Origin of the sequence: Frankia sp. AgB1.9, assembly GCF_016786355.1 — a bacterium.
Lineage (GTDB): Bacteria > Actinomycetota > Actinomycetes > Frankiales > Frankiaceae > Pseudofrankia.
Genome location: NZ_JADWYX010000087.1, coordinates 24,818 through 38,034, shown reverse-complemented (window position 1 = coordinate 38,034; position 13,217 = coordinate 24,818). Strand labels below are relative to the sequence as shown.

Below are 13,217 nucleotides of genomic sequence, written 5' to 3'. Positions count from 1 at the left end.
GGCGAGCACCGGCCGTCGCCTGGTCCGCCGGGTCGCCGGCCTGCTCGCCGCCGCGGGCCCCGAGGGCGTGCCGGCCTTCGCGCTGCTGGCCGCCAACGGCGCGCGGCTCGCCGCGCGGGGGCCCGGCGCGCTCGTCCCGTCGGGCGGGGGCCGTTTCGACCCGCGCGACCATTACCACCCGCCGGTCCAGGACGTCGCCCTGCTCAACCCGCTCGGCCGCGTTCGCAACCAGCTTGAGGCGAACCCGGCGCGGACCGTCTTCACGGTCCGGCTCGTGACCGCGTCCGGCAAGCCGCCGACCGACCGGCTGCGGGTCGCCGAGCTGGGTGACTTCGACGGGGCGACGTGGGGCGACGACGGCCGGTTCGTCCTCGTCGACCGCACGCTGCCGACTCCGACGGCCGGCAACGCCGTCGTCTCGACGGTCGGGCAGGTCGACGTGCGCGCCGACGTGACGGTCGGCAGCCTCGATGGTGACCTGCTGCCGACGCTCGGCGCGCCGGGCAGCGTGACCGGTGCCGGCTGGGCCGGGACGGCGTACGACCCGGTGGCAGGGACGCTCGTCGCGCTCGCGACGCCCCGGGCCGGCGACCATTACGCGTTGACCGCGCAGGTCCCCGCCCCGACCCATGACCAGCTCGAGAAAGCGCTGCCCGCCACGGGGCCGCTGGCCGCCCGCTACGTGACGCTGCCGGCCGGCCTGCCCAGCGGCCTGTCGGACACCGCCGCCAGGTCGACGGCCGCCGCGGCCAGGCCGTACGACAAGCTGGTCGCGCTGCAGGCCTTCTTGCGGGACGGGGCGAGCTTCCCCTACGACCTGTCCGCGAGCCCCGGCCACTCCTACGGCGTGCTGGACCGGCTGCTGGCCGGCACGGACCCGGGGGACAACCGCGGCTACTCCGAGCAGCACGCCGCCGCGTTCGCCGTGCTCGCCCGCTCGCTGGGCTTCCCGACCCGGGTCGCCGTCGGCTACCTGCTCGACAGCAAGCGGATGACGAAGGACGGCGCCTACGAGGTGACGACCGGGCAGGCGCACGCCTGGCCGGAGGTACTGCTGGACGGGATCGGCTGGGTCCCGTTCGAGCCGACCGACACCACCCAGCTGAGCAGGGTGCTGCCCCCGCCGCCGGCGAACCCGTCGGGCGGGACGCAGAACGCGCCGGCCGCCGGCTCCTCGCTCACCCCGCCGCTGGTCGCGCCGGCGATCGACGACGGAGCCGACCAGGGTGGTTCCGGCGGGCACGGCGGTCTGGGGCTCGCCTGGCCGATCCTGGCCGCTGTCCTGGCCCTCGTGGTGATCCTCGGCGTGCCGCTGCTGATTATCGGGGAGAAGGCGCGCCGCCGGTGGCGTCGACGGTCCGGCGGCGACGCGGGTGAACGGGTCGAGGGCGCCTGGCGGGAGGTACGCGACCGGCTCAGCGAGCGCGGCGTGCCGCGGGCCAGGGCGTGGACCCGGCGGGAGGTCGTCTGGGCGGTCGCCGAGCGGCCCGTCCTGGCCGCGGCGGTCCGGCCGCTGGAGCGGTTTGTGGTGCTCGCCGACCTGGCGCTGTACTCGCCAGCGGGTGCGGCCGAGGACGACGCGGTGGCCGCCTGGCTGTGCGTCGACGAGCTGCGGGCCGCGCTGCGGGACGGCGTGCTGCCGCGGGGCCGACTCGGCGCGCTGCTCGACCCGCGCCCGCTGTTCCCGGTCGGGCGGGGCCCGGGCGGGCCGGTTCCGGCCGTCCCGCTGGCCGCGCGCGGGATGCGTGGCCCGATGTCGTTCGCCGCGCCCCGGCCCCGATCCGAGTTGCCGACGCGGACCGAGCCGGACGCGGCGGAGCAGCCGGTCCCTGTCGGCGTGTCGGGTGGGCTGCGGCGGCCCGCCGCCGTGGCCGGGCAGCCGGGCCCGACACTTGGTTCGGCTGGCTCCGAGGAAGGTGCGTCCGCCGACAGGACCGACGAACAGACGGTCGTGCGACGCCAGCCGGGGCCGGACGCGACCGGGTGGCGGCCACCCCCGGACCAGCGCGCCCCCGGCAGTCCGACGCGATGACGACCGGGGGCGGCCACCACCCGGCCGCCGCCCCCGGGACGTTGGTGACCTCGGTGTGGCAGGTGAAGGATCTCCGCGAGAGCATGAGCGCAGCGGCCTGCCGGCAGGGTGGGCGGGTAGCTCGTGAGGGTGGGGCAGCGTGATCGTCGACCGGGCGGCGATCGAGGCCGCGCTGCCTGGCTACCGGCTGGGGCGGCAGCTCGGGCGCGGCGGCTACGGCATGGTCCTGGCCGGCCAGAACGCGGTCGGCCGCCCGTTCGCGATCAAGGTGCTGCCCAGCCTGGGCCCGGCCGGTCTGAGCAGCGAGGCGAGGATCCTCGCCGAGCTGCAGCATCCGCACGTGGTGCGGGTCGTCGACTTCGTCCGGGCCGGCGGCATCGACCTGATCGTCATGGAGCTGCTGTCCGGCGGCGACCTGCGCTCGCGGATCGCGCAGGAGGTCCTCGCGCCGGAATGGTCGTGCGCGGTGGTGCTGGCGGTCGCCGGGGCCCTCCAGGCAGCGCACGAACGGGGCCTGTTGCACCGCGACGTGAAGCCGGAGAACGTCCTGTTCGCCGCCGACGGCCGGGCGAAGCTGACCGACTTCGGGGTGGCGAAGATCGTGGCGGGCGCGTCGCCGACCAGCAGCACGATCGTCGGAACGCCGCACTACATGCCGCCCGAGCAGCTCGCCGGCGGCAAGCCACGCCCGACGGTCGACGTCTACGCCCTCGGGGTCCTCGGCTACGAGCTGCTCGGCGGCCGGACCCCGTTCGGCGTGCTTCCCGGCCTGAACTACGCGTCCATGCGGGAGGCGCACGAGTACCTGGTGCCGGTGATCCCGCCTCGGATCCCGGCGCCGATCGGCCGGGTGCTGCTCACGGCGCTCGCCCGGGACCCGGCGGACCGGCCGCAGTCGGCCAAGGCCTTCGCGCTCGACCTGGCCGGCGCCGCGCGGACCGTCTTCGGCCGTGACTGGCTCGCCCGCGCCGGTACCAGGGCGGACCTGGACGACGACGTCAGCGTCGCCGCCCGCTCCAGCCGCAGGCCACCGGCCAGTCCCGTCAGCGGGCCGGTCGTGACGGCCACGGCCACGGCCACGGCCGCTGCCGCGCCGGATGCCGGAGCGACGGCGCCGCCGGACCAAGGACCCCAACCGAATCTGGGACCGGCTCCGGTACTGCGGCACGTCTGGCAGCCCGACGATGAGACCGTGCGCGCGGGTCTGCCGGCCGCACAGGAGCGTGCCCTGGTGGCACCCGACTGGGCTGCGGCGCGCGGACCGGAGCCGGACTGGGCGGCGGCGCGCGGCCCAGAGCCGGACTGGGCACCGGCCGGTTACCAACCGCCGCGGCCGCCGCCGGCCGGCTACGGGGGGCCGGCGGCCGGCCGCCTACCTGACCAGGCCAGCCAGGTGGGCGGCACCGCCCTGCCGGCGACGAACAACGACCGGCGCAACCTGGTCATCGTCAGCGTGCTGGCGTTCGTGCTGCTGGTGGCGTTGGCCGCGGTCCTCGCGCTGGAGATCCTCGGCTAATCACGAGGCGTCTTCTTCGGGCGAGCGTGATTCTGTAGGTCGGTGGACCCGTGCGCCGGGATACGCGCCATAATCGTCGCGTGAACCGCGCCCGCGGGCGCCGAGTGGGTGCGCCAGGCTGTGGTTATGCCTTTGTCAGAGTCAGGGGGCATCCGTGCGTGAGGCGGGTGCGTGATGCTTTTTGATTGGGCTGCGGTCCGCACGGCGTTGCCCAGCGTGCGGCTGCTCGACGAGCCGCTGGGTCGAGGCGCCTCCAGTGTGGTGTTACGCGGTGAGGACTGGGTGTACGGCGCCGTCGCGGTCAAAGTACTGCCGCCCGAGGCGGTTGGGGACGCCAGGCACGAGGCGAGCATCCTCGCGACGAAGCTTGATCATCCGCACATAGTCAAGGTTCTCTACGGCAGCGCCACCAACGAGATCGCGGCGATCGTGATGGAGCTGCTGCCCGGCGGAAGCCTGCGAACGCGGCTGCGCCAGGGGAGGGTGACGCCCGAGTGGGCGTGCGCGGTCGTGCTCGCGGTGGCCGCCGCGCTGGACTCGGCCCACCACGTGCTTCTTCATCGAGACGTCAAGCCGGAGAACATCCTGTTCACCGCCGATGACCAGCCAAAACTCGCGGATTTCGGGATTGCGCGTGCGTTCGAGGGTTCGGTGGTGAACTCGACCTGGCCGGTCGGCACTTGGCGTTACATGGCGCCGGAACAGTTCCGGGCCGACGCACTGCGGAACACCACGGATATCTATGCGCTCGGCCTGGTCGCGTATGAGCTGCTCACCGGTCGGCCGCCCTTTCACTGGGCCGACGCCACCTGGGAGTCGCACCGGCAGTGCCATGAGAACGTGCAGCCACCGGCGTTGATCGGCGTCGCGAACCCGATCGCGCGGGTTGTGCTGCGAGCCCTGCGTAAGGATCCGGCCGACCGGCCACAGGACGCGCGCGCCTTCTTCTTCGAGCTGGCCGCCGCCGCGGCTGCCGCACTCGGCCCGGACTGGCTGGCCCGCGCCGACGTCCGGCTCGTCCTCGCCGGTGACCTCGCCGCCGCCGTGCGGCCACCCGGCGAGCCGCCGGCCACCCGGCCAGCTCAGCGGCCCGACGCCGGAAGCGCGGCCGGCGCGCCCGCGACCCAGCCCGTCACGGTGCAGCGCGTCGCTCTGCAGCCCGTCGCGGTGCCGTCCGTCGCTGTGCCGCCGGACGCGCCCGAGCGCCTGGCCGAGCCGGCGGCCGAGGTCGCCGTCGCGGCCGGCCGGAGGCTTCAGGTCCGGCCGCCGCTGCCGGCCGTCGTGCCGGGACCGGCGTGGCTCCCGCCGCCGCGCGCCTCGTCCACCGGACCGCGGGCCGCGTCGTCGGCCGACACCGGTGCGGTGCGGGCGCGGACGGGCGAGGACCCCGGGTTCCGGCTGGCCGCGCGCCGTGGCGCCCTGCGGGTGTTCGCCGGCGTCGCGCTGATCGTCGCCGTCGTGGTGCTGGCGGTGGTCATGTTCCACTAGCCGGCTGCCCGGCGCGGCCACGTCGCGCCCGGTCCTCGGACGGTGCCCCCACACGGCCCGAGGCCCGACCGGATCGGTGCTCGAAAGGCCTCGTGACGCGAGGCGATCCGGAGCCGGTCGCCGGATCCGTCCCCATTCCCCCATGGACCAGAAGTAGGAGACGTGCCGGAGCTTCCCGCGAGCTACGAGGACGTGGCGTGGTTCGCCGCGCAGACCGAGTCGATCGTCCGCAACGTCGAGCGGCTCATCCGAGGCAAGCGCGGCGTCGTCCAGCTGGCGGTGACCTGCCTGGCCGCCGAGGGCCACCTGCTCATCAACGACGTCCCCGGCGTGGGCAAGACCTCGCTGGCCAAGGCGATCGCCGGCTCGATCCACGGCGGCGCGATGCGCCGCATCCAGTGCACCCCGGACCTGCTGCCGACCGACATCACCGGGGTCTCGATCTGGAACGAGCAGACGAACCTGTTCGAGTTCCGACCGGGCCCGGCGTTCGCGAACGTGCTGCTCGCCGACGAGGTGAACCGGGCGTCGCCGAAGACCCAGTCCGCGCTGCTGGAGGTCATGGAGGAACGCCAGGTCACCATCGACGGGCAGACCCATCCGGTGCCGAGGCCGTTCCTGGTGATCGCCACCCAGAACCCGGTCGAGCACGGCGGCACCTACGACCTGCCCGAGGCGCAGATCGACCGGTTCATGGCCCGGCTGGAGATGGGCTTCCCGGACCGGGACGCCGAGGTGGACATGGTGCTGAGCCGGGCGTCCGGCCACTCGGTCCAGGATCTGCGGCCCGTGATCACCGCCGCCGACGTCTGGCGGATGATCAGCATCGCCCGCCGGGTTCACCTGGAGCGCCCGGTCGTCGAGTACATCATCGAGATCGCCCGCGCCACCCGGCCGCGCTCCGAGTCGCGGCTGGGGGTCAGCCCGGAGCTCCGGCTCGGGGTGAGCCCCCGCGGCTGCCTGGCGCTGGCGAGCGCCGCGCAGGCCTACGCCGCGACCGACGGCCGGACGTTCGTCACCCCCGACGACGTCAAGGCGCTCGCCCCGTACGTGCTCGGCCACCGGCTGCTGCTGCGGCCCGAGGCCGAGCTGAACGGAGCGACGGCCGAGTCGATCCTCGGCCGGATCCTCGCCTCGGCGCGGGTGCCTTGACCGAGCCACGGGCGGGTGGGACCCCGTCCGACGCCCGGCCCGTCGCCGGCGGCGAGGAAACATGATCACCAGATCCGGGGTCGCGGTCGCGGCGATCGCGGTGGTCTTCGGCATCGCCGGGGTCCTGCTGGGCTACCCGGAGCTGGTCGTCGTGGCCGCCGCCGCGGCGCTCGCCCTGCTGGTCGCCGGCGCGTGGCTGCTGGCCGCGCCCGACGTGGCGATCTCCCGGGAGATCCACCCGGAGCGGGTCGTCGAGGGTGAGGAGGCCTACGCCCTGCTGACCGTCACGAACGTCTCCGGGCGCCGCTGCCCGCCGATCCAGGCGGCCGAGCGGGTGGCCGGCGCCGAGGTCGGCGTCGCGCTGCCGGCGCTCGCGGCCGGCGGGACGACCCAGCGGACCTACCCGATCCCGACCCCACGCCGTGGCGTCTACGAGATCGGCCCGCTGGTGATCGCGCACAGCGACCCGCTGCGGCTGGTGTACACGGGCCGGGCACTGCCCGAACGGTCCACGTTGCGGGTCCGGCCGCGGGTGCATCCGGTGCCGCCGCTGCCGACCGGCGGCTCGCCGGACCTGGAGGGCGCGACCTCGGACACGGCCCCGCGCGGCGGTGTCGCGTTCCACTCCCTGCGCGAGTACGTCCGGGGCGACGACCCGAGGCTCATCCACTGGCCGTCGACCGCGCGTACCCGCACGCGGATGGTCCGGCACAACGTGGTGCCGAACGAGCCGACCATGCTCGTCGTGCTGGACACCAGCGCCGGGCCCTACGCCGACGACTCGTTCGAGGACGCCGTCCGGGTCGCCGCCTCGCTCGTGGTCGCGAGCCACACCCACCGCTTCCCGGTCCAGCTGCGGACCACCGGCGGGGACCGGGTCGCGCCCGGCCAGGGCACCGACTCCGTCGACCAGGCACTCGACCTGCTCGCCGGCGTCACCCCGAGCACCACCGACCCAGGGCTGCCTGCGCTGCTCGGGATGGCCCCGGGCGAGACCGGCGTCGCCCTCGGTGCCGTCACCGGCCAGCCCGCGGGCAGCCAGCTGGCCGCCGTCACGGCGGCGCGCGCTCGGTTCACGATGGCCACACTGATCATGGTTGGCGACCCGCTGGGCGGCCGGGGGCCGCGGATCAACGGTGCGCTCGTGGTCAACGTCCGTACCAGCGACGACTTCGCCGCGGCCTGGACGGCGAGGGCGGTCCGATGAGTGACCACGCCCAGAGCTACCGGTCCGAACGGGCTCGCGGCCGGCCTGGGCCTTACGACGCCGCGGGTGACCGGCCGGCGTCCCGAGGGTGGCGGCCGCGCGCCCCGCGTCCCCGTCGCGCCTTGCCGACCCGTCCCGCGCGGCTGGTGCCCGCCGCCGGCCCCGGGCGGCCCGGCGGTCTCGGCCCGGGGAGAGCCGGTGACCACGCGGCGCGCCGACGGGAGACGGCGCGGCCGCGCCGGATCGGCCAGACGGTTCTGGTCTCGCTCGCCTGCCTGCCCGCCGTGCTGGTCGCGGGCCGGCTGTTCGACGCGGCCGGCTACCTGCCGCCCCTGCTCGGGGCAGTTGCTCTCGCCGCGCTGGTCGGCGCGACCGCCGGTCGCCGGTTGGCGAGCACCGAGCTGGTCGGCGTCGCCGGGCTGGTCAGCGGGATCGCCTACGGTCTGGCGACCACCGGGGGCCACGTCGGACCGCTCGTGCGCGGGCTGCGGGACGGCTGGCCGGGGCTGCTTGCCGCAGCGGTCCCAGCCCAGCCGCGGGCGCTGCTGCTGGTGCCGCTCGGCGCCCTGCTGTGGGTGTCCGCGTTCCTGGCCGTCGTTCTGGTGGTGCGCGGGGACAATCCGCTCCTGCCGCTGGTCGGACCGCTGTTGGGGCTCGTCGGGGTGCTGGTCGTGGTCGGCTCCGCCGGCCGGGACGCACCCGCTGCCGGCTGGCATCCGTCGCCGGTGCTGCTCACGGGCGCGTTCGTGGCGCTCGGGATGGCGGCGGCGGCGCCGCGAGCGGCCCGCCGCTCGATGGCGGTCGCCGAGGCGTCCGCGGGCCTCGCGAGCCCGGCCGGCGACGCGGCCGGGACGGCCCAGCGCCCGCCGGCTGGCGCGGGCGGGCCGCGCCGCGTCCGGTCCGGGCCGGTGTCGGTCGGGCTCGTCATCGTCGTGGCCGTCGCGCTGCTCGCGACGGTGATCGGCCGGTTCGTCCCGGTGGCCTCCCGGTTCGACCCGCGTGACCACTGGTACCCGGCGCCGCAGTCCGAGACGAGCCTCAACCCGCTCGTCCGCGTCCGCGCGCAGCTGACCGAGACCGAGCCGCGCGACCTGTTCACCGTTCGCATGACGAACACCGGCGCCGCCCCGCGCGCGGACCCGGCGACCGGCAAGCCGGCCGCTCCCGTCGACCGGGTCCGGATCGCGGCGCTCGGCGACTTCGACGGCGCGACCTGGCGCGACGACGACCGGTACGTCCGCGTCGACCGCGCGCTCCCGGCCGCCGACGACCCGTTGGCGGACGCGGTCCCCCGGGCGAGCGTCCGCGCCGACGTCACCGTCGCCGCGCTCGACGGCGGCCTGCTGCCGACCTTCGGCCAGCCGACCTCCGTCGGATACCGGCCCGCCCTCGCCGGCGGCGCGGGCGGGCTCGTGTACCAGCCGGGCTCCGGCGCGCTGGCCGGCCTCAGCGGCTCGGTCGCGGGCGACCGGGTCCAGCTGACCACCCAGGTGCCCGTGCCGACGGCCGCTCAGCTGCGGGCCGCCACGCCCGGGACCGGTCCGCTCGCCGACCGGTACCGCCAGCTGCCGGACAAGCCGTCCTGGCTCGACGCCGAGGCCAGGACGCTCGCCGGCACGGCCGGGACGCCCTATGCCCGGCTGACCGCCCTCGCGACGGCCCTACGCGACGACTACCCCTACGACCTGTCGGCGAGCCCCGGCCACTCCTACGGCGTCCTCGCCCTCTTCCTGAGCCGCCAGCAGCCCGGCGACGGCCACGGCTACGCCGAGCAGCACGCCGCCGCGTTCGCGGTGCTCGCCCGCGCTCTGGGCTTCCCGACCCGGGTGGCCGTCGGCTACCTGCTCGACGCCCGGACCGAGGCGGCGGACGGCACGTTCACGGTGACCAGCTGGCAGGCGCACGCGTGGCCCGAGGTCCTGCTCGTCGGCCTCGGCTGGGTGCCGTTCGAGCCCACCGACGTCCACGACCTGCGCCGCCTCGCGCCCGAGCAGGAGACCACCCCGATCGGCGGCGGGAGCACCGGCCCGCTGCCTGACACAAAGCTGCCCGAGCTGCCCCGGGTCGACCCGGGCCTCGACGACACCGGCCACCTGAGCGCCGGCGGCGCGCACCATTCCGTGCTGGTCCCGGTGCTCGCCGCGACGCTGGGGCCGGTCGCGCTGCTCCTGCTCGCGCTGCTGGCGATCGTCGCGGAGAAGGCGCGGCGGCGGCTGGCCCGCCGCCGTGGCGCGCCGGCGGCCCGGGTCCGCGGTGCCTGGCGGGAGGCACGCGACCGGCTCGCCGAGCTCGGCGTGCCGCGCTCGGCCGCGCTCACCCATCGGGAGATCGTCTGGCTCGCGCTGGAGCTTCCGGCCACCGCCTCGACCGCGGCCCCGAGCGGGCCGCTGCGCCGGCTCGCCGTGCTCGCCGCCCGCGCCCGTTACGGCGGTCCGGCCGGCGAGGCGGCCGCCGACGCTGGGCAGGCCTGGCTGCTGGCCGACGAGATCAGCCGTGAGCTGCGCCGCCGCAACGGCTGGGCGCGGTCGGCCCGAGCCAGGCTCGACCCGCGCCCGCTGCTGCCGCCACCGCGCGGGCGGGACCGTTCGCCCGCCCCGGCGCCGACCAGGCCGGACGCCGGCCTGTCCGCCAGGCCCGCCACGGGCCAACCGCCGAGGCCGCGAACCGGCCAGCCGCCCTGGCCGGGGACCACCCGGCTGCCTGACCAGGACGCAGGCCTGACCACCACGCCGTCGGGCGGTCGATGATGTCGACCGACCGACGCTTGCGGGGACCGAGGAGCGCGATGGCCACCCATCCGACGACGGCCCGGCGCCGGCTGCTGTCCGGCGCGCTGCTGGCCCTGCTCCTCGCCGGGACCGCCGTCACGGTCGCCGTGTGGCGGTCGGACGCGACGCTGTCCGGCCGCGCCGAGGACCTCCAGGACGGCTCGGCCTGGCTGCTGGACCTGCGCCACCAGCAGGCGGACCTGGTCGACGGCGCGTCCGTCGCCGTGATCCACCGGGTCGACCTCACCGGGCTCACGGCCGTCGTCCAGTCGGGCGCCGACGCCTACGCCACCCTGGCCGGCGGGCTCGTGCAACGGGTGGACGGCGCGACGTTCGAGACCGGCCCGCGGGTGCCGTTCGTCCCCGCCGGCCGAGCCGCGGGCGGCGACGAACGACTGGAGATCTATCCGACGCCGAGCAGGGTCTTCGTCCTGAACCGGGCGACCGGGCTCAACAGCGGCGCGGACCCGCGCACCCTGCGTCCCGACCGCGCTGTCCCGATCGCCGCTCCCGCGACGATGCCCGAGGCGGGCGCCGTCGTCGACGAGGGTGCTGCCGCCGACGGGCTCGCCCGGATGTGGGCGGTCGACGGCACCGGCGGGCTCGTCCGGATCGACGCCGACGGATCCAGGACCTGGCCGCGCGCCTTCACTGACCCGGGGCGGACCCGACTCGTCGACGCCGGCGGGCAGCCGGTCGCCGTCGACCTGGCCACCGGCGAGATCCGGCCGATCGGCCCCGACGGCCTCGGCGGCCGGGGCCAGTGCGTCCAGCGCCAGGCCGACGTCAGCGCCGTCGACGTCGTCGGGGCGCCGGACGCCCGGCAGGTGTATGTCGTCGACGCCCGCACCGGCCTGCTGCTGATCAGCGATCTCAACGCCGGGACGTGCACCGACGCGGTCGCGGTGACGCGGCCCGGGGACGACCTTGGCCCGCCGCGGGCGGCCGCCGGCCGGGTGTTCATCCCCGACCGGTCGACCGGCGAGGTGATCGTCGTCGATGTCGCCGGTCGGCGGGTCGTCAGCCAGGCCAAGGTGCTCGACAACCCGAGCAGCCTGCTGGAGCTCGTGGCGTCCGGCTCGCTGATGTTCTACAACGATCCGGGCAGCGACATGGCCGGCGTCATCGGCCCCGACGGGGTGACCCGGACGGTACACAAGGACAGCCGGACCCAGCCTGGCGGCCAGGTCTCCTCGGGCCAGGTCGGTCCGGCGGCACCGCCCGCGAACCAGCCGGGAAACGCGCCGGCGAACCAGCCGGTGAGCCCGCCCGCGGCGGCACGGTCGTCGGCGCCGGGCCGGGCGCCCTCGCCGCGTCCGCGGCCGACCCAGCCGTCCGCGGCGGCGACGGCCCCGCAGCTGTCGCCCGTCCAGATCGCGGTCTCCAGCAACGTGGCGTACGTCGGCAGCTCGCTGCGGCTACGGGTGGAGCCGGCGCCGGGCTCGGGCGTCAAGGTGACCGGCGCCCAATGGGACTTCGGTGACGGCGCGACCGGCGGCGGCGTCGACGTCGGGCACATGTGGTCCGCGCCCGGCAGCTACACAGTCGGGGTGACCGCCGTGCTCGCCGGTGGCGGCTACGCCCAGACCCGGACCAACGTGACCGTGCGGCCGGCCCAGTCCGCGCCCACCCCACCGCCGACCACGGCGCCGGCGACGGAGCCGGTCGGCCAGCCCAACCGGTCGGTCGCGATCGTCAGCGGGCTGGGCTGCACCAGCGCGCACTGCACCGTCTACCAGGTCTCCAGCACCGGCACGGCCGCGCTGAAGATCAGCGGTATCACGGTGACCGGCAACGTGGACCTCGCTACGGACCAGTGCACCGGCCGCACCCTGGCGCCCGGTTCGAGCTGCCTGTTCGAGATCGGCCACACCCCGGACCCGACGAACTCGGTCCAGATCCACGACAACGGACCGGGTGACGGGGTGACGATCTACAGCGGGACCGCGCGCGAGACGCCCTCCCCGGCGCCGCCGACCTCCCAGCCTCCGACGACCCCGCCGGCCACCACCCCGCCGGCCACGACGCCGCCCGCGACGCCGCCGCCCGCGACGACCCCGCCGGCCACGACCCCGCCGGCCACGACCCCGCCGGCCACGACCCCGCCGGCCACGACCCCGCCGGCCACGTCGCCGCCTCCACCGCCGACGACGCACACCGAGGTCGCCACCAACACCGGAAGCGGAACCTTCAAGAACTACTCGAACGCGAGCGGGGACGGCCAACGGATCGCCGTCCACCAGGCCGTTGAGGTCTCGTGCCGGGTGCAGGGCTTCAAGGTGGAGAGCGGAGACACCTGGTGGTACAAGATCGCCTCCTCGCCCTGGAACGGTGAGTACTACGCCCCGGCCGACAACTTCTACAACAACGGCGCGACCTCAGGCCCCGACAACGCCGTCTTCGTCGACGCCAGCGTCCCCGGCTGCTGACCCGGCACCTGACCCGCCGCCTGACCAGGTGCCGAGGCCTCGTCAGGCCCGGATCCGGCGAGCCGCACCGTTCTCGGGCGCAGCGGCCGGATCCGGGCCGATGGGTCGGGAGCATCACGCCCGCGGCGGCCGCGGCGGTCGGCGGAGCATGATGGCGGTCATGGGTCGGAAGGGAAATCGGCTGCTGCTGGTGCTCGGCGCGGTCGTGCTCGCCGGGGTGATGGCGCTCGGGCTCGGGCTGACGGGCAGCTCGACCTCCGGCTCGCACGCGACCGACCCCAGCGACGACGGCAACTTCAACACGTACGCCCTCGTCAACGACGCGAAGACGCGGGTCATCGTCTACCTGTGCCTGGACGCTCCCTGCACTCAGATCAACACCCGCAGCGCCTGGATCCCGCTGGCACCGGGTGAGTCGGTAACCCAGAACGAGTACTGGAACCCGGGCGTCAGCTACGGCTTCAAGATCGCCACTTCACCCCGTGGTCGCCGCTGCCTGACCATCAACGCCGACACCAAGGCCGCGAAAACCATCACGATCCCCCTGAGCACCGCCAAGCCCTGCCCGATCCCCGCCCTGTAGGCGGCGTCGGCGCTCGGCGAAGCTCCACCGGACCCAGCTGGA

8 protein-coding genes are annotated in these 13,217 nt (G+C 75.6%); all 8 read left to right on the top strand.

The window, feature by feature from the left end; genetic code table 11:
- On the top strand, window positions 1-2,032 hold a 2,032-nt coding region (locus tag I6A60_RS28490), incomplete at its 5' end, for a transglutaminase domain-containing protein (protein ID WP_203055741.1).
- A gap of 139 nt (window positions 2,033-2,171) precedes the next feature.
- Window positions 2,172-3,548 carry a serine/threonine-protein kinase gene (locus I6A60_RS28485; protein ID WP_203021910.1) on the top strand — a complete coding sequence of 459 codons (1,377 nt, stop codon included), beginning with the start codon at window positions 2,172-2,174 and terminating at the stop codon, window positions 3,546-3,548.
- A 174-nt stretch (window positions 3,549-3,722) separates the two neighbouring features.
- Window positions 3,723-5,036 carry a serine/threonine-protein kinase gene (locus I6A60_RS28480; protein WP_203021909.1) on the top strand — a complete coding sequence of 438 codons (1,314 nt, stop codon included), beginning with the start codon at window positions 3,723-3,725 and terminating at the stop codon, window positions 5,034-5,036.
- A 162-nt stretch (window positions 5,037-5,198) separates the two neighbouring features.
- Complete coding sequence (locus I6A60_RS28475; protein ID WP_203021908.1) at window positions 5,199-6,188, top strand: MoxR family ATPase; 990 nt, start codon at window positions 5,199-5,201, stop codon at window positions 6,186-6,188.
- Between the two features lie 61 nt (window positions 6,189-6,249).
- Window positions 6,250-7,395 carry a DUF58 domain-containing protein gene (locus I6A60_RS28470; RefSeq protein WP_203021907.1) on the top strand — a complete coding sequence of 382 codons (1,146 nt, stop codon included), beginning with the start codon at window positions 6,250-6,252 and terminating at the stop codon, window positions 7,393-7,395.
- Between the two features lie 122 nt (window positions 7,396-7,517).
- Window positions 7,518-10,142 carry a transglutaminase domain-containing protein gene (locus I6A60_RS28465; protein ID WP_203055740.1) on the top strand — a complete coding sequence of 875 codons (2,625 nt, stop codon included), beginning with the start codon at window positions 7,518-7,520 and terminating at the stop codon, window positions 10,140-10,142.
- 38 nt (window positions 10,143-10,180) lie between these two features.
- A complete protein-coding gene (locus I6A60_RS28460; RefSeq protein ID WP_203021797.1) occupies window positions 10,181-12,592 on the top strand; it encodes a PKD domain-containing protein in 2,412 nt (803 codons plus the stop codon).
- 160 nt (window positions 12,593-12,752) lie between these two features.
- Window positions 12,753-13,175 carry a hypothetical protein gene (locus tag I6A60_RS28455; protein ID WP_203021798.1) on the top strand — a complete coding sequence of 141 codons (423 nt, stop codon included), beginning with the start codon at window positions 12,753-12,755 and terminating at the stop codon, window positions 13,173-13,175.
- Window positions 13,176-13,217 lie beyond the last annotated feature (42 nt).

Excerpts from the sequence above, each read along its gene's own strand:
- I6A60_RS28480 (WP_203021909.1), top strand. The coding sequence starts at position 3,723 with ATGCTTTTTGATTGGGCTGCGGTCCGCACGGCGTTGCCCAGCGTGCGG.
- I6A60_RS28470 (WP_203021907.1), top strand. The coding sequence starts at position 6,250 with ATGATCACCAGATCCGGGGTCGCGGTCGCGGCGATCGCGGTGGTCTTC.
- I6A60_RS28455 (WP_203021798.1), top strand. The coding sequence starts at position 12,753 with ATGGGTCGGAAGGGAAATCGGCTGCTGCTGGTGCTCGGCGCGGTCGTG.
- I6A60_RS28460 (WP_203021797.1), top strand. The coding sequence starts at position 10,181 with ATGGCCACCCATCCGACGACGGCCCGGCGCCGGCTGCTGTCCGGCGCG.